The organism is Massilia sp. 01N417 (genome assembly GCF_056399645.1).
Map to the genome: position 1 here is coordinate 47097 of NZ_JBFTRS010000006.1, position 15648 is coordinate 62744.

Genomic DNA, 15648 nt, shown 5'->3' on the forward strand with positions numbered 1-15648 from the left:
ATTGTAGCGAGAGGCAGCGAAGATGCATTGCCCGTCGTGATCGTGAAAGCGCCCTTATTTCAAGGGTTTGCATGATGGGGAGCGAAGCAGGGAAATCATGAAAAGTTGGTCATACCCAACTTTTTTTAAAAAAACCCTCAAGCTTTTTCGAAGCCTTCCGTTAAAGAAATCAACCCCGCTGAACAAGCGACGAACGAACAAACGAACTAACCAAGCCGTACTCTGATAACAGGAGAACTACCATGCCCGTCATTAACACCAACCTGGCCTCGCTGAACGCACAACGCAACCTCAGCACCTCCGCCAACGACCTGTCGACCTCGCTGCAGCGCCTGTCCTCGGGTCTGCGTGTGAACAGCGCCAAGGACGACGCGGCCGGCCTGTCGATCGCCACCAAGATGGATTCGCAGATCCGCGGCATGACCGTGGCAGCGCGTAACGCCAACGACGGCATCTCGCTGATCCAGACCGCTGACGGCGCACTGTCGAACATCTCCGACGCGCTGCAGCGTATCCGTGAACTGGCGGTGCAGGGTTCGAACGGCACCAACGGCACGGCCGAATGGAGCAACATCAACACCGAAATCCAGTCGCTGAACACTGAAATCGGCCGTATCTCGACCGACACCAAGTTCAACGGTGCGGCAGTGCTGAGCGGCACCGCCACCACCAAGGACATCCAGGTCGGCGCCGATACCGGCCAGAAGATCACGATCAGCTTCGGCTCCGATACCAATTATGCCGGCATGACGATCAATGGCATCAGCGACGTCGCTTCCGCGACGGCCGCCCTGGCCCAGGTCGACAGCGCCCTGAGCGCACTGAACACCGAGCGCGCTTCGCTGGGTACCGCGCAGAACCGCATGGGCTACGCGATCAACAACCTGAACAGCTCGATCGAGAACCAGTCGGCCGCCAAGAGCCGCATCATGGATACCGACTTCGCTGCTGAAACCGCCAAGCTGACCCGCGCCCAGATCCTGCAACAGGCTGGTACCGCGATGCTGGCCCAGGCGAACCAGGTACCGAACGGCGTGATGAGCCTGCTGCGCTGATCGAACGTTATAATTCGGATAGCAAAGCTGAGCGGGGTGTTGCGGAAACACCTCGCCCAGCGTCGTTTTGGAAAGGAGTGTCGTGATGCTGAATCCCTTATCTGGTAGCGTACAGGCTGCGCCCGGGAACGCAGCGGCGCCGGCGTCCAATTCGCCATCCAAGGGCGCGCCGGCACCGGGCGTCAACGCCGTCAGCCAGGGACCGTCGCCGGCGCGCGATGCGGTAGAAAACGCGGTCGGCAAGCTGAACGAGAATCCGCAGTTCACCGCCCAGGGCTTGCGTTTCTCGATCGACGAGGAAAGCGGCAAGACGGTGGTCAAGATCGTCGACACCTCGACCCAGGAAGTACTGCGCCAGTTCCCGAGCGCGGAGGCGCTGGCGCTGGCGCACTCGATCGACAAGATGCAGGGCCTGCTGTTGCGGGAGAAAGCATAACGGGCGCCTGGCGCCCTTTTTCTTTGATAAGGACACACGATGGCAATCGTTTCGACCGGTATCGGATCGGGCCTCAACATCGAATCGCTGGTCACCCAGCTGATGCAGGCCGAGAGCACGCCGCTGACCCAGCTCCAGGCCAAGGAAAGCAGCTACAAGTCGAAGCTGTCGGCCTTCGGTACGCTGAAAAGCGCGATTTCCTCGTTCCAGACGGCCGTCAAGTCGGTCACCGGCACCTCGCTGGCAGCGCTGACTGCCGCTTCCAGCGACGAAACCATCATGAAGGCCAGTACGCCCGCAGGCGGCGGCGCCACGGCCGGCAGCTATGCGATCGAAGTCAGCAAGCTGGCCACCAATGACAAGCTGAGTTCGGCCGGCATCGATCCCACCAAGATCTTCAGCCCGGCGAACAGCTCGATGACGATTACCGTCGGCAGCGGCAAACCCGTCAACATTCCCCTCGACGATTTCTCCCTGTCCGGCCTGGCCAGCGCGATCAATGGCGCCGATGCCGGCGTGACCGCCACCGTCATCAACGACGGCACCATGAACCACCTGGTGGTCGCGGCCAAGGACACCGGTTCGGCCAACACCGTGAAGATCGCGGCTACCGGCGACGTGGCCCAGTTCGACAATACCGATCCGAAGACGACCACGATGAGCTGGCAGCAGAAGGCCGGCGATGCCGAATTCACGGTCGACGGCATGAAAGTGGTCAAGCCTTCGAATACGGTGACCGACGCGATCAAGGGCGTGACCCTGAACCTGGCCAAGACCAATGTCGGCGCCGCGGTCAATGTGACGATCGCCAAGGACTCGGACACGATCAAGAAGAATGTCCAGGGTCTGATCGACGCCTACAACAAGATCGCGAGCACGGTCAACAACCTGACCTCGTACAACACTTCGACCAAGACCGGCGCCGTGCTCAACGGCGACTCGTCGGCGCGCGGCATCCTGACCCAGCTGCGCAGCGAACTGGGCAAGGCGACCTCGGATGCGGGCGACCTGAAGAACCTGTCCGACATCGGCATCGTGTTCCAGCGCGACGGCACGCTGATGCTGGAGAAACCGGACAAGCTGCAGAAGGCGATCGACACCAACTTCGACAACCTGAGCAAGCTGTTCTCGTCGACCAGCGGCGTTGGCACACGCCTGACCGCCCTGACGACCGACATGCTGGGCTCGAAAGGGGTGATCCAGACCCGCACCGACGGCATCAATGACACGCTCAAGCGCATGAGCGACCAGGAAAGCACGATCCAGGACCGCCTGACGCAGACCGAAGCACGCTACCGCAAGCAGTTCAACGCGCTCGACACCTCGATGGCCAATATGAAGAGCACCAGCAATTACCTGGCCACGCAGCTGGCCTCGCTGTCTTCCTCGTACTAACTATCCGCGATCACCACGCGGTTCTTGCCGCTGGTCTTGGCCTTGTACATCGCGTTGTCGGCGCGCGCCATCAGCGCGGCCTGGTCCTCGTTCTGGTGGCGCAGGGCCACGCCGCAGGAGAAGGTGATCAGCATCTTCTCGTTCTCGTGCAGGAAGAAGTGCCTGGTCAGCTCGCGCTGCACCCGCACCATCGCCGCGCTGGCGGCTTCCACATCCGTCTCCGGCAGCAGGATCAGGAACTCCTCGCCGCCGAAGCGGGCGATCACGTCCATCGAGCGCAAGGTGTCCTTGACCACTTTCACCAGGTGGCGCAGGGCCCTGTCGCCGGCCAGGTGGCCGTAGGTATCGTTGAGTTTCTTGAAATTGTCGAGGTCGAGCAGGGCGACGCACAGCGGCGTGCCGCGGCGGTCGGCGCGTGCGCTTTCGCGCTCGAACACATCGTCCAGGCCGCGACGGTTCAGGCTGCCGGTCAGCTGGTCTTCGCGCACCAGTTCGCTCATGTGCTGCAGCTTCGCTTCCAGGTCCTTGATGCGCGCTTCCGCTTCCTGTACCTCCTGGTGGGCGGCCAGCATGCGGTCGCGCGAGGCCAGCGCCTCGGCCTGCACCGAGCGGGTCTCGCGCAGCACTTCTTCCAGCACCAGGTTGAGTTCCTCGATGTTGGCGGCGGCGCGGATGCGTTCCGAGAAGCCACCGATCTTTTCCTGGTAACTGCCGGTCGAGGCCGCCACCGAGCCGAGCCGGTCGATGAAGGTCATCATCATGTTCTTCATGGTCGCCTTGACGTCGGCGATGCCGGTCTTCAGCTGGCCCTGCTTGTAGATGACGTCCTTCAGGCTGCGCGTCGCGTCTTCCAGCGCGCGCGTGTCGAGCGGACCGGCAATCAAGTCCTGGACCGCGGCGATCTGGCCGCGCATCCAGCTGTCGTCGTCCAGCAATCCGCTGACGTTTTCCAGCAGCAGCTTGAACAGGCGCAACAGCAGCTCCTGCTGTTCGCCGCTGTCGCCGCTCTTCAGTTCGATCTGGTAGCAGAGTTCCTTCAGGCGCGCGCCGATTTCGTGCAGGGCCGCCTCGTCATGCGCGGTCCTGACGGCGGCGCCCAGCGATTCGGCCTCGCCGGCCAGCGGCGACGCCGCCGGCAGCAGGGCGGCCACGGCGAAGGTCAGGGTGCGGCTGAGCAGGTCGCGCATCAGCTTCGCCTCAAGGTCTTCGACGCCCAGCGCCATCACCGGATGGGTGTGGCGGCGCAGGTGCTTCTCGGCCAGCTGCGACAGGGTGCGCGCATAGCCGTCCCAGTCGCGCTGCTTGACCGCGCGGTTCAGGCGGGTGCCGAACTCGGCCAGCTCGCCGGGCGTGTCGGCGAGACGGTAGGCGAAGCCGGACAGCACGTTTTCCGCGCCCGGGTCCGGCTCGGGCGCGGCGGCGGCGGGCGGCGGGGGAACGGCCAGGCCGGCGATCTCGTCATAGATCTCGCGGTAGGCGTCGGGCGTGGGCGCAATGCGCCGCGCCGCCAGGCGGCGAAAGGCTTCCCGGGCGATCTCGGCCGGGTTCTGGGAAGAGCTGGACATGTAGGACGTTGCTACTTGGAATAGTTATTATCGCCATCGTAGTCCTGTTTCCTGATTTCGATCGCTCGAAAAAACGCTGGAATACCGCTCAGTTATGCGGAATGTATTGACGGCGCGACAATTCCTGTATTTTTAGTCAATCAACTGGTTGCGGATGGCGTAATGGGTCAGCTCCGCGCTGGTCTTGAGCTTCATTTTCGACAACAGGCGCGAGCGGTATTCGCTGACCGTCTTGACCGACAGCGACAATTCCCTGGCGATCTCGCTGACCGTCTTGCCGGAGGCGATCATCGTGAGCGTCTGGTATTCGCGGTCCGACAGGGTGTCGTGGACCGGTTTCTCGTGGTCTTCGCCGAGCTGGGCCGCGAGCACCTGGGCCAGCTGCGCGCTCACGTAGCGCTGGCCGGCGGCCACCTGGCGGATCGCATTGACCAGCTCGCGCGGCGCACTCTGCTTGGTCAGGTAGCCCGAGGCGCCCGCCTTCAGCGAGCGGATCGCGTACTGGTCTTCCCTGTGCATCGACAGCATCAGGACGGCCAGCTCCGGCTTGTCGTCCTTGATCTGCTTGAGCACCTCGATGCCGTTGCGGTCGGGCAGGGAGATGTCGAGCAGCAGCACGTTGCAGCGCGATTTGCGGAACAGCTTGACGGCGTCCAGGCCGGTCTCGGCTTCGCCGACGACGGAGATGTCGCGTTCCTCGGCGAGGATCTGTTTCAGGCCGGCACGCACGATGGCGTGGTCGTCGGCGATAAAAACGCGGATGCTGGCTTTTTCTGTCATGCTCGGGTTAGTTCGGATTGCAGCCTGATCTTGACGACCACCATCGTGCCGCCGCCGGGTGCGGGCGACAGGTTCAGGGTGCCGCCCAGCGCACGGGCCCGTTCGCTCATGCCGCGCAGCCCGAAGGAGTGCGGCTTGAGGCGGTCGGCCGGGGTGATGCCGCGGCCATTATCGCAGATGGAGAGGGTCAGGTGCTGGCGCTGGCGGCGCAGGCTCAGCGTGACCCGGGTGGCGTGGGCATGCTTGGCGATATTCGTCAGCGCTTCCTGGAAGATGCGGAACAGGGCGCTGGCGCGGTCCGGGTCGAGTTCTCCCTCGATGTCCTCGCCGTCGGTGCGCATGATGCAGGCGATGCCGGTCTGCTTCTCGAACTCGCGCGCCTGCCATTCCAGCGCGGCGACGATGCCCAGGTCCAGCGTCGACGGCCGCAGGTCGAGCGAGATCCGGTGCACGGCCTCGATGGTGCGGTCGACCAGGCTGTCCAGGTAGTCGGCTTTTTCCTGTAGCACCTTTTCCTGCGGCAGGCGCGCCGCCAGCATGGCCAGCGCCATCTTGATCGCCGTGAGGTTGCCGCCGAGATCGTCGTGGATCTCGCGCGCGATGCGGGTGCGCTCCTGTTCCTTGACCTGCTCGATGTGCTCGGTCAGCTCGGCCAGGCGGGCGCGCGAACGGCGCGTCTCTTCCTGCTCCAGCTTGCTGGCCGTGATGTTGGTCATGATGCCGTCCCACTGCATGCCGCCGCCGTCGAGCGGGGACGGGGTGGCGCGCAGGTTGATCCACTTGACGTCGTTCCAGGTATCCTCGATGCGGATCCTGCCTTCCCAGTTCCAGGCGTTACCGTTCGCCTGCGAGGCCAGCATCGCGTCCTGGTAGCTCTTGCGGTCCTGGGGCAGGATCAGTTCCGTAAAGCGCCCGGGATCCTGCTGCAGTTCGCTCACCGACAATCCGAGCAGGGCGCCGCAGCCTTCGCTGAGATAGGGGAAGGCGGTGCTGCCGTCCGGGTGCAGCACGAACTGGTAGACCAGGCCCGGCGTATGGTCGATCACGGCGTTGAACCGGGCCCGGTATTGCTGCAGGGCGGCGCTGGCGGCGTGGGCGAGCGACTGGTCGTCGCCGGTTGCCAGGAACAGCGAGCGGCCGTCGCGCACGATGCGCAGGAAGCACAGCTTGATCGGATAGCGGCTGCCGTCGGCGCGCAGGAAACGGGTGGCCAGGCTGACCTGGGCGCCGACTTCCGGACCCAGCGAGGCCAGCAGTCCTTCGAACTCGTCCCGGTCCAGCGCGGGCGCGAGGTCGAGCGGCGTCATCGTGTTCAGTCGCGCCAGGTCGTGGCCGAGGTTCTGGCGCGCCGCCTGGTTGACGTCGACCAGCAGCAGGGTGTCGGCATCGATCAGGTAGATCTCGGTGGTGGCGGCCTGCATCGCCGGGGCCAGTTTCGTCTCGTTATTCATCTTCTTGTTTTCGTCTTGTTGTTCGATCAGCGGCGCCGTGCGCGCCATTGGACGACGAAGCGCCGCAGCACCCGCGAGGCGCGGCTCGCGTGGCGGCTGCCGAAGCGGGCGCCGCCCCGGTTGCGCCAGCGGCGCAGCGCGCGCCGCATGAGCCGCAGCAGYCGTCCGGCCTGCACGAAGGCGCGGCTGGCGCGCAGCCGGCCGACCCAGTGGTTTTTCAGCGTCATGAACCAGCCGTGGCAGCGCGCGAACCAGCCGACCGCGAGCAGGGTCGGCAGGGTCAGCGCGTACAGCCGCGCCACCACCGCCGCGCCGCCCAGCTTGGCGAGCACGATGGTGGCGATGCCGGACACCGCATGGCCGTGCGCGATCGCCACCACGGCAAGCAGCTTGACCGGCAGCAGCAGCAGGCCGGGCAGCACGAACAGGCACAGCGCGCCCCAGGGCGGCAGCAGGCGCACGCGCGCTTCGAGCGCCGCCAGCAGCGGCCAGCGCGCCAGGCCGGCGGCCAGCCGCGCGCCGGCGTCCCAGCACCATTCCTCGAACAGCAGGAGGAGGGCGGCCAGGTACACCAGCGGTGCGAACAGCCGGGTACGCGCATTCGTCGTGGCTCGTATCATGTCCGAATGATACGGTAAATGGCGGTGCCCGCCGTCATGGCCGTGCCGCGCGCACATCGCATTCGTGCGCTTGCGGCTACAATAAGACGCATGAACAAGGCATTTGTAAAAGAGTCCGACAACGACGACGATGACGAAGCCCTGGCGCTGGCCCAGCAGATCCCGGCCGGCTCCAAGAACTACATCACCCCGGCCGGGCACAAGGCCATCAAGGACGAGCTGCTGCAGCTGATCGACGTCGACCGGCCGGAAGTCGTGCGCGTGGTGCACTGGGCCGCCTCGAACGGCGACCGTTCCGAGAACGGCGACTACATCTACGGCAAGCGGCGCCTGCGCGAGATCGACCGCCGCATCCGCTTCCTCACCAAGCGCCTCGACTCGGCCTTCGTGGTCGACCCCTCGGTCCACCACGGCAACGACCAGGTCTTCTTCGGCGCCACCGTCTGCTATCTGAACAAGGCGGGCGAGGAGCACACCGTCACCATCGTCGGCATCGACGAGCTCGATCCGCTGAAGGGCCGGATCAGCTGGGTCTCGCCGGTGGCGCGCGCGCTCACCAAGGCGCGCGAGGGCGAGGTCGTGACCCTGCAGACGCCGCAAGGCACGGACGAGCTGGAAATCCTCAGCGTCGACTATCCCGAACCCATCACGGACTGATTCATGAAACACCCCTCCGGGTCGGCGCCCGGGCCGGATCCCCTTGCCGCGCTGCGCTCGGCCACCGCGAGCCGCCACCAGGCGCTCGACAGCGGGCTGCCGATCGGCGCCGACGATGCCTCCCTCGGCGACTACGCTTCCCATCTGGCCATGCTGCGCGCCTGGCTGGCGCCGCTGCAGGCCTGGCTGACGGGCTTCGCGGATGGACCGCAATGCGGGCCGCAATTCGACCAGGCCCACCGGCTGGCGCTGATCGAGCAGGACCTGGCCGAGCGCGGCATGCCGGCCGCGCCACTGCCGGCCGCGCCACTGCCGGCGCCGGCAGGGTTGGCGTGGCCGGCCGCCGCCAGCCCCGCCTGGCGCTGGGGCGTGTGCTACGTGATCGAAGGCTCGCAGCTGGGCGGCGCCGTCCTCTACCAGCGCCTGCACCGGCGCCTGGCCCCGCATCCGCTGCGCTACCTGAAGGGAAGCGAGGCAGGGCCCGGCCCGCGCTGGCGCAGCTTCATGCAGGCGCTGCGCGAGCAGGTGCGCAGTCCGGAAGAGATCCTGGAGGCCTGCGCCGGGGCTTGCGCGGCGTTCGACAGCATTCTCGTGCTGGATGGCCGCCGCGATTCCTGATCCGCGAATGGTTTCGCAATTGATTTCTTATTCGTATTATTTCTTGAGTCAAATAATTCAATTAAGAATCTAGTAAATACCTCCTGGGGTCTTGAGTCCGGTTAAAAGCCTCATAAGCCAATAAATCATCATCATTTCCGTGGTCCAAACAGGGGAAATGATGAGACAGTTTTACGAATACCATCCAGTCATCGGCTATCGCTACATTCCCGGTCTGCGGGTTCGTATCCCGCACGAAGGCGGCGGTTACCTGATGCAGGTCAACGGACTAGGCTTCCGCGCCGATAAAGAGTTTGTGCAGGAACGCAGGCCAGGACATCGGCGCGTGCTCGTTTTCGGCGATTCCTTCACGGCCGGCGATGCCGTGCCGAACCGCCTGCGCTATACGGAATTGCTGGAAACATATTTATCCGCCAGCGAGGCCGGCCCGGTCGACGTATTCAATTTCGGCCTGTCTTCCACGGGTACCGACCAGCAATATCTGATCTGGCGTGAATTCGCCCGGGAAATCGAACACGACCTCGTCGTGATTGCGGTATTCGTCGAAAACATCCGGCGGGTCAATGCCCGTTTCCGGCCCCACCACGACGAGCACGGCCGCGAGCGCATTTACGCCAAACCCTATTTCCAGCTCGAAGACGGCGAGCTGCGGCTTTGCCAGGTGCCGCCGCGCCGCGAACCCTATGAGGAAGCCGAACTGAGCCCCGAGCAGGCCGCCGCGGTCGACCAGGGCGGACGCTTCATGGCGCTGCGCAAGATGGTCACGGCTCTCGGCGTGCGCGACGTGGTGCAGAAGATTACCCAGTACCAGCCCCTGCCGCATTACGATTCGCCGTCGAGCCCGGCCTGGCTGCTGATGCGGGCCATCCTCGCGCAGTGGATCGGTGCACTCGGCAAGCCGGTGCTGCTGCTGCCGATTCCCCTCCCGCAGCACCTCGACCAGACCTGCGACGCAGCGCCTTACCAAGCCCGCTTCGCCGAACTGGCGGCCGAGCTGGGCTGTGCGCTACACGATCCCCTGCCCGGGCTGCTGCGCATTCCCCCGGACGAAAGGCGCCGCCTGCGCTGGGAAAAGGACATCCACTTCACGCCGGCCGGACACGAAGCGCTGGCGCGCTCGCTCGAACCCGTCCTGGCCGGCATGCTGGCGCAGGGGCCGAGCCCTTTGCCGGCAGCCGGGCCGCGGGAGTTCGCATGAACAGGACCATCCTGGGCATTGCCGGCTATTACCACGACGCGGCGGCGGCGCTGGTGCGCGACGGCGAGATCGTCGCGGCCGCGCAGGAAGAGCGCTTCACGCGCCGGAAGCACGACCCTTCGTTTCCCGTCAATGCCATCAACTACTGCCTCGAGGAAGGCTTCGTCGATGCCGCCGATCTCGATGCGATCGTGTTCTACGACAATCCGCTGCTGAGCTTCGACCGTGTGGTGCAGAACGCCCGCGCGGGCGGGCCGGACGGACGCAGGCTGTTCGCCCAGGCCGCCGGCAACCTGCTGGGCGACAAGATCTGGGTCAACGAGCACGTGCAGCGCACGCTCGGCACGCTCGGACGGGAGGGGCGGGTGCTGTTCACCGAACATCACATGGCGCATGCCGCCAGTGCCTTCTATCCTTCGCCCTTCGACAGCGCCGCGGTGCTGACCATCGACGGCGTCGGCGAATGGGCCACCACCAGCCTCGGCCTGGGACATGGGCGCAGGCTCGAACTGTTCGCCGAGATCGACTACCCGCACTCGCTGGGCCTGCTGTACAGCGCCTTCACCAGCTTCTGCGGCTTCAAGGTCAATTCCGGCGAATACAAGCTGATGGGCCTGGCGCCCTACGGCCGTCCGAAGTACGCCGACCGCATCCGCGACCACCTGATCGACATCCGCCCGGACGGTTCCTACCGGCTCGACATGGGCTGGTTCGGCTATATCGACGGCATGGCGATGGCCGGGCCGCGCTTCGCCGAGCTGTTCGACGGTCCGGCGCGCGCGCCCGAGTCGCAGATCACGCGGCGCGAGATGGACCTGGCGGCCAGCATCCAGCAGGTGACCGAGGACATCGTCCTCAGGACCGCGCGCCACCTGCGCCGCCTCACCGGCGAAAAGCAGCTGGTGCTGGCCGGCGGCGTGGCGCTCAACTGCGTCGCCAACGGCAAGCTGGCGAAGGCCGGGCTGTTCGACCGCATCTGGATCCAGCCGGCGGCGGGCGATGCCGGCGGCGCCCTCGGCGCGGCGCTGATGGCGCACCACGGCTACTTCGAGGCGCCGCGCGCGCGTCCGGCCGGGGCCGGCGACGCCCAGCGCGGCAGCTACCTGGGGCCGCGCTATTCGAGCGCGGAGGTCCTCGCCTTCCTCGACCGCAAGGGCTACCGCTGTCACCGCATCGCGGACCGCGACGAAAGGCTGGGGCTGGTGGCCCAGGCGCTGGCCGCCGGCAAGATCGTCGGCTGGCTGTCGGGGCGGATGGAATTCGGCCCGCGCTCGCTGGGCGCACGCTCGATCCTGGGCGATCCGCGCAACCCGCGCACCCAGGCCACGATGAACCTGAAGATCAAGTACCGCGAGTCGTTCCGCCCGTTCGCGCCGGCCGTCCTGCGAGAAAAGTGCGCCGATTATTTCGACTACGACGGCGACAGCCCCTACATGCTGATGGTGGCGCCGGTGCGCGAGGACCGGCGCAGGCCGATGGATACCTCCGCCTTCGAGGGTGGCGACGACGACATGATGGCGCTGATCAACCAGCCGCGCAGCGACGTGCCGGCCATCACCCACGTCGACTATTCGGCGCGGATCCAGACCGTCGACCGGGACAGCCATCCGGAATTCCGCGCCCTGATCGAAGCCTTCGAGCGCCTGACCGGCTGCCCGCTGCTGGTGAACACCTCGTTCAATGTGCGCGGCGAACCGATCGTGTGCAGTCCGCAGGATGCATACCGCTGCTTCATGCGTACCGAAATGGACCTGCTGGTGCTGGAAGACGTGCTGCTGTGGCGTTCGGAACAGGCGCCTCTGCCCGACGACGAAGACTGGAGAAAGACCTATGAGCTCGATTGACGATGCGGCACTCGGCGCGGCCACGGCAGCCCTGTTCGACGCCCTGACCGCGGGCGCCGCGCCGCCGGCCGGCGGGCAGGCGCCATTCCCGATGGGGCCGGATCCGCAACTGCCCAGCTATTACCTCCAGCGCGGCCGGCCGGCGATGGCGCGTGAGGATTTCCTGTCCGCGTCCTGTCTCGATGCCGGCGAGTTCGGGCAGCGCCTGGCGGCCTGCTGGCTGGCGGCGGGCCGGCCGGCTCTGGCGGCGCAGGCGCCGCTGGCGGCCGAGACGGCGGCGGCGCTGCACGCCCTCTACGTGCAGGCGCGGCCCCAGGCCGAGCTGTCGCCCTATATCTACCAGATGTTCTAGCGGGCATGGTGGCCGAACATGAAGAACGCCGATGCGGAAGTCGCCGCGGTGGCGACCGGTCTCGCATGCCCGCCTGGCTTCGTCGTGGTGCCGGAGACCGTCCTCCCATGCGGCATCACGGTGCCGGCCTTCGCCGTCGCGCGCTGGCTGGCGGCGCGCGGGCCCGGCGGGCAGGTGCTGCTGCACGAGGATGCGCCGCCGTGGGTGAATGTCAGTTATCACGCGGCGCGCCGCGCCTGTGCGCAGGCGAAGCTTGGCCTGCTGACCGAACTGCAGGCCCTGGCCATCGCGCATGACCTGGCGCGCCAGGGCGCGAACTGGAGCGGCGGCGAGGCCGGGGCAGGCGAGTTGTACCGCGGCCTGCACCTGGCCGGCTTCGGCTGCGCCCAGCCGCCTTGCGTGCGCTCCCCCGATGCGCGCGAGCGGCGCTGGCACGTCCTGTCGACGGGCGAGCGCATCCACGATGCCGCGGGCAATGCCTTCAGCTGGGTGTTCGACGACGTGCAGGGCAACCTGGATGGCATCGTGGCGCGCGGTTTCGCCGAAGCCTCGCCCACCGTGTCGGGGGCGCCCGGGAGGCGCTGGGAGCGCGGGCTGGGCTGGTGGCCGAAGGCGGGACGCTGCTGGTGGGGGCGGGCGCTGGCGCGGGGCGGCGCCTGGTCGTCGCAGGAAGGGGCAGGGCTCTTCACGGTCGTCGACGAGAACCCGGGAGCGCAGCGGCCCTACATCGGGTTCCGCTGCACTTTTCACCTGTAGTATTTTCCTGATAAGCCGCACTATACTCGGGGCATGCACCTGTACCGCGAATACCCGCCCCATCCGCTTCTCGCAGGCCACGTCGCCTGCCTGTGGACCAGCCACGCGGCGCCGGGCGGCGCGCCGCTGCGCCATCGCGTGCTGCCGGACAATTGCATCGACATCCTGTGGCAGGACGGCGCGCCGCTCGGCTTCGTCGCCGGAATGATGTCGGGTCCGCACCGGGTCGAGGTGACGCAGCCGGTGCTGACGGTGGCGGTGCGCTTCCTGCCGGGCGCCGCGCGCGCCTTTTTCGACTTGCCGCTGCACGCCCTGCAGGACGGGCATCCGGCCTTGTCCGAGCTGTGGCCGCGCCATGAGGCGGAAGCGCTGGCGGAAGCCTTGTGGGATCGCGTATCAAGCGCTGAACAGCGCCTGGCGGTCATCGAGCGTGCGCTGCTCGCGCGCCTGGGCGCTGCCCGGCATCGTGAGGGCCGCCTGGTACGCACGGCCGTCGGGCAGATCGAGCGTGCCGGCGGCGCCGTGCGCATCGAGGAGCTGGCGGGCCGGCTGGGTGTCTCGCGCCAGCACCTTGCGCTGCAGTTCCGCGAACGGGTCGGCCTGAACGCCAAGACCTTCGCCATGGTGTGCCGCTTCCGGCGCGCCGGCGCCGTCCTGCGCGCCGAAGCAGGCAACTGCGCGGGCGGCAGCGCGGGCGCCATCGACTGGGCTGGGCTGGCGGTGGAGTGCGGCTACTACGACCAGTCGCACCTGATCCACGAGTTCCGGCAGTTTGCCGGGGAGACGCCGCAGGACTTCGCGCGGCCGCTGGCGGGCCGGGCCGGCTAGAATGCCGGCATGCCCAAGAAAATCCCCACTTTTCCCGGCCCGCGCACGGCGCGCGGCCAAGTCCTCGCGGTCCTGCTGTCCAATGCCGACCAGGCCGGCGCCGAGCCCTTGCGCGGCCGCGTGACGCTTGCCGCCATCGTCCGTTCCCTGAAACGCAAATACCACTGGCCGATCGAGACCACGAGTTTTCCATCGAATGCGGCGGACGGCCGCGCCACCTGGGCCACGGTATACAGCCTGCCGGCCGAGGTCATCGACAAGGCGCTGGATGCGCGTGGACGGGATTGGTTGCGCAGCAGCCTCGGAATGTGAAAATCTCTCCAAAAATCACAATATTTACCTGGATTAACAAGTTTTTCCGTTGAGAAACGGTATAGTGAAGTCGGTAACCTTCACTTCGTATCGGTGCTTAACATGCTCAAGAAACTTACGATCCGTACCCGTCTCATCGCGACCATGGTCCTGCTCGGACTGATCATCCTGGCATTCGGCCTGCTGGGCGTATTCGGCATGCGTTCCCTCGAGGCCTCGCTGGAAGACGTGTATTCGAACCAGCTGGTGTCGAGCATCTCGGTCAACGATTCGAAGAATTTCCTGTCCCGCGCCCGTTTCGCCATCGACCGCGCCGCCCTGCATCCCGAAGATCCGGAAGTCGGCAAGACGCTGGAGCGCGTCGCGTCTTTCCTGGCCGAGTCCGGCAAGTCCTGGTCCGCCTACATGGCCCTGCCGCAGGATGCGGAGGAAAACGCCCTGGCGCGCGACGTCGCCGCCAAGCGCGACGTCTACGTCAGGGACGGCTTGCTGGCGCTGGCGGACGCGGTGAAAAAGCGGGATGCCGCGGCGATCGATGCCCTGAACAACCGGCTCCTCGACCTCTACAACGATTTCAATGACGCTGCCGGCAAGCTGGACCAGTACCAGATCAGGGAAGCGAAGAGCCATTACGAAAGCGGGGTGCAACTGGCCGACAAGGTCATGTATGCGTCGATTGCCGGCATCGTGATCGGCGCCCTGCTGATCGCGGTCTCGTCGGTGTCGCTGGTGCGCGCCATCATGGGCCCGCTGGACCAGGCGCTACGGCACTTCCATGCGATGGCCGAAGGCGACCTGGCCACCAGCGTGAGCATCGAGCGCGAGGACGAGATGGGCAAGCTGCTGGCGGGCCTCGCGAAGATGCAGGACCAGCTGGCCCGCACCGTGCGCAGCGTGCGCGACAGCAGCAGCTTCATCGCCGGCGCCAGCAGCGAGATCGCCTCCGGCAACCTGCACCTGTCGGGACGCACCGAGGAGCAGGCCAGCAGCCTCGAGGAGACGGCGTCCTCGCTGGAAGAACTGACGTCGACGGTGCGCCATAATGCCGACAACGCGCGCCAGGCAAACCAGCTGGTGGCGTCGGCCTCCGAAGTGGCGCTGCGCGGCGGCCAGCTGGTGGCACAGGTGGTGGACACCATGGGCACCATCAGCGATTCGTCCAGGCGCATCGTCGACATCATCGGCGTGATCGACGGGATCGCCTTCCAGACGAATATCCTGGCGCTGAACGCGGCCGTCGAGGCGGCGCGCGCCGGCGAGCAGGGCCGCGGCTTCGCGGTCGTCGCCGGCGAAGTGCGCAACCTGGCCCAGCGCTCGGCCGCCGCCGCCAGGGAGATCAAGGAACTGATCACGGCCTCGGTGGCGAATGTCGATTCCGGCACCGAACTGGTCGACAAGGCCGGCGCCACCATGAACGAGGTGGTGGCGAGCGTGGCGCGCGTGACCAGCATCATGTCGGAGATCATGAGCGCCAGCCAGGAGCAGAGCGAGGGCATCGAGCAGATCAACCGCGCCGTGCTGCAGATGGACCAGGTGACGCAGCAGAATGCCGCCCTGGTCGAGGAAGCGGCCGCGGCCTCGTCCTCGCTGCAGGACCAGGCCAGGTCGCTGATGGAGGCGGTGGCGGTGTTCCAGCTCGAGCACCATCAGGCACCGCGGCGCGGCGCCATGCTGTTGGCCGCCTAGCGGGTGCCTGGCCTGCGGGCGATAGCTGGGCTTTGCAGAAACTGCTGTAGGATTGCAGGACCGGCGCAACCGGCCTCTACTCAACGTGCCGTCAA

At 66.3% G+C, this 15648-nt stretch carries 16 protein-coding genes; 12 read left to right on the forward strand and 4 right to left on the reverse strand.

Annotated features, from left to right (window positions below):
- Nucleotides 1-242 precede the first annotated feature (242 nt).
- The 3 genes from AC1DOQ_RS08500 (at nt 243) to fliD (ending at nt 2886) form a co-directional block, all read left to right on the forward strand.
- Nucleotides 243-1055, forward strand: a complete 813-nt coding sequence (locus AC1DOQ_RS08500; protein ID WP_477362137.1) for a flagellin N-terminal helical domain-containing protein — start codon at nt 243-245, stop codon at nt 1053-1055.
- A gap of 85 nt (nt 1056-1140) precedes the next feature.
- Nucleotides 1141-1491: a flagellar protein FlaG gene (locus tag AC1DOQ_RS08505; protein ID WP_477362138.1), complete on the forward strand. Its 351-nt coding sequence runs from the start codon at nt 1141-1143 to the stop codon at nt 1489-1491.
- Between the two features lie 39 nt (nt 1492-1530).
- Nucleotides 1531-2886, forward strand: a complete 1356-nt coding sequence (gene fliD, locus AC1DOQ_RS08510; protein ID WP_477362140.1) for a flagellar filament capping protein FliD — start codon at nt 1531-1533, stop codon at nt 2884-2886.
- Here fliD and AC1DOQ_RS08515 read toward each other — a convergent pair.
- The 4 genes from AC1DOQ_RS08515 to AC1DOQ_RS08530 all read right to left on the reverse strand — a co-directional run bounded on the left by AC1DOQ_RS08515 (nt 2883) and on the right by AC1DOQ_RS08530 (nt 7302).
- The gene (locus tag AC1DOQ_RS08515; protein ID WP_477362142.1) at nt 2883-4451 is read right to left on the reverse strand and encodes a GGDEF domain-containing protein; all 1569 of its coding nucleotides are present in this window, start codon (nt 4449-4451) and stop codon (nt 2883-2885) included. The two genes, fliD and AC1DOQ_RS08515, sit on opposite strands and share 4 nt — an antisense overlap.
- A gap of 132 nt (nt 4452-4583) precedes the next feature.
- Nucleotides 4584-5231 carry a response regulator gene (locus tag AC1DOQ_RS08520; protein WP_477362144.1) on the reverse strand — a complete coding sequence of 216 codons (648 nt, stop codon included), beginning with the start codon at nt 5229-5231 and terminating at the stop codon, nt 4584-4586.
- The gene (locus AC1DOQ_RS08525) at nt 5228-6682 is read right to left on the reverse strand and encodes a sensor histidine kinase (protein ID WP_477362146.1); all 1455 of its coding nucleotides are present in this window, start codon (nt 6680-6682) and stop codon (nt 5228-5230) included. Before AC1DOQ_RS08525 ends, AC1DOQ_RS08520 begins: the two co-directional genes overlap by 4 nt.
- A 26-nt stretch (nt 6683-6708) precedes the next feature.
- On the reverse strand, nt 6709-7302 hold the full coding sequence (locus AC1DOQ_RS08530; protein WP_477362148.1) for a hypothetical protein: 594 nt from the start codon (nt 7300-7302) through the stop codon (nt 6709-6711).
- Nucleotides 7303-7392: 90 nt separating this feature from the next.
- Between AC1DOQ_RS08530 and greB the strand changes: the two genes are divergently transcribed.
- The 9 genes from greB to AC1DOQ_RS08575 all read left to right on the forward strand — a co-directional run bounded on the left by greB (nt 7393) and on the right by AC1DOQ_RS08575 (nt 15553).
- Complete coding sequence (gene greB / locus AC1DOQ_RS08535) at nt 7393-7959, forward strand: transcription elongation factor GreB (RefSeq protein ID WP_477362150.1); 567 nt, start codon at nt 7393-7395, stop codon at nt 7957-7959.
- A gap of 3 nt (nt 7960-7962) precedes the next feature.
- The gene (locus tag AC1DOQ_RS08540) at nt 7963-8577 is read left to right on the forward strand and encodes a biliverdin-producing heme oxygenase (RefSeq protein WP_477362152.1); all 615 of its coding nucleotides are present in this window, start codon (nt 7963-7965) and stop codon (nt 8575-8577) included.
- Between the two features lie 157 nt (nt 8578-8734).
- Nucleotides 8735-9775, forward strand: a complete 1041-nt coding sequence (locus AC1DOQ_RS08545; RefSeq protein WP_477362154.1) for an SGNH/GDSL hydrolase family protein — start codon at nt 8735-8737, stop codon at nt 9773-9775.
- Nucleotides 9772-11619 (forward strand): carbamoyltransferase family protein, encoded by a 1848-nt coding sequence (locus tag AC1DOQ_RS08550; protein WP_477362156.1) that lies wholly within the window; start codon nt 9772-9774, stop codon nt 11617-11619. Before AC1DOQ_RS08545 ends, AC1DOQ_RS08550 begins: the two co-directional genes overlap by 4 nt.
- Complete coding sequence (locus tag AC1DOQ_RS08555) at nt 11606-11971, forward strand: hypothetical protein (protein ID WP_477362158.1); 366 nt, start codon at nt 11606-11608, stop codon at nt 11969-11971. Before AC1DOQ_RS08550 ends, AC1DOQ_RS08555 begins: the two co-directional genes overlap by 14 nt.
- Before the next feature lie 204 nt (nt 11972-12175).
- Nucleotides 12176-12727 (forward strand): hypothetical protein, encoded by a 552-nt coding sequence (locus AC1DOQ_RS08560; RefSeq protein ID WP_477362160.1) that lies wholly within the window; start codon nt 12176-12178, stop codon nt 12725-12727.
- 33 nt (nt 12728-12760) lie between these two features.
- The gene (locus AC1DOQ_RS08565; protein WP_477362162.1) at nt 12761-13555 is read left to right on the forward strand and encodes a DUF6597 domain-containing transcriptional factor; all 795 of its coding nucleotides are present in this window, start codon (nt 12761-12763) and stop codon (nt 13553-13555) included.
- A 9-nt stretch (nt 13556-13564) separates the two neighbouring features.
- On the forward strand, nt 13565-13867 hold the full coding sequence (locus AC1DOQ_RS08570) for a hypothetical protein (RefSeq protein ID WP_477362164.1): 303 nt from the start codon (nt 13565-13567) through the stop codon (nt 13865-13867).
- 102 nt (nt 13868-13969) lie between these two features.
- Nucleotides 13970-15553, forward strand: a complete 1584-nt coding sequence (locus AC1DOQ_RS08575; protein ID WP_477362166.1) for a methyl-accepting chemotaxis protein — start codon at nt 13970-13972, stop codon at nt 15551-15553.
- Nucleotides 15554-15648: the final 95 nt, after the last annotated feature.

Bases quoted from the DNA above. Each gene is read 5' to 3' on its own strand.
- AC1DOQ_RS08500 (WP_477362137.1), top strand. From the start codon at position 243: ATGCCCGTCATTAACACCAACCTGGCCTCGCTGAACGCACAACGCAAC.
- AC1DOQ_RS08505 (WP_477362138.1), top strand. From the start codon at position 1,141: ATGCTGAATCCCTTATCTGGTAGCGTACAGGCTGCGCCCGGGAACGCA.
- fliD (WP_477362140.1), top strand. From the start codon at position 1,531: ATGGCAATCGTTTCGACCGGTATCGGATCGGGCCTCAACATCGAATCG.
- AC1DOQ_RS08515 (WP_477362142.1), bottom strand. From the start codon at position 4,451: ATGTCCAGCTCTTCCCAGAACCCGGCCGAGATCGCCCGGGAAGCCTTT.
- AC1DOQ_RS08520 (WP_477362144.1), bottom strand. From the start codon at position 5,231: ATGACAGAAAAAGCCAGCATCCGCGTTTTTATCGCCGACGACCACGCC.
- AC1DOQ_RS08525 (WP_477362146.1), bottom strand. From the start codon at position 6,682: ATGAATAACGAGACGAAACTGGCCCCGGCGATGCAGGCCGCCACCACC.
- greB (WP_477362150.1), top strand. From the start codon at position 7,393: ATGAACAAGGCATTTGTAAAAGAGTCCGACAACGACGACGATGACGAA.
- AC1DOQ_RS08540 (WP_477362152.1), top strand. From the start codon at position 7,963: ATGAAACACCCCTCCGGGTCGGCGCCCGGGCCGGATCCCCTTGCCGCG.
- AC1DOQ_RS08545 (WP_477362154.1), top strand. From the start codon at position 8,735: ATGATGAGACAGTTTTACGAATACCATCCAGTCATCGGCTATCGCTAC.
- AC1DOQ_RS08550 (WP_477362156.1), top strand. From the start codon at position 9,772: ATGAACAGGACCATCCTGGGCATTGCCGGCTATTACCACGACGCGGCG.
- AC1DOQ_RS08555 (WP_477362158.1), top strand. From the start codon at position 11,606: ATGAGCTCGATTGACGATGCGGCACTCGGCGCGGCCACGGCAGCCCTG.
- AC1DOQ_RS08565 (WP_477362162.1), top strand. From the start codon at position 12,761: ATGCACCTGTACCGCGAATACCCGCCCCATCCGCTTCTCGCAGGCCAC.
- AC1DOQ_RS08570 (WP_477362164.1), top strand. From the start codon at position 13,565: ATGCCCAAGAAAATCCCCACTTTTCCCGGCCCGCGCACGGCGCGCGGC.
- AC1DOQ_RS08575 (WP_477362166.1), top strand. From the start codon at position 13,970: ATGCTCAAGAAACTTACGATCCGTACCCGTCTCATCGCGACCATGGTC.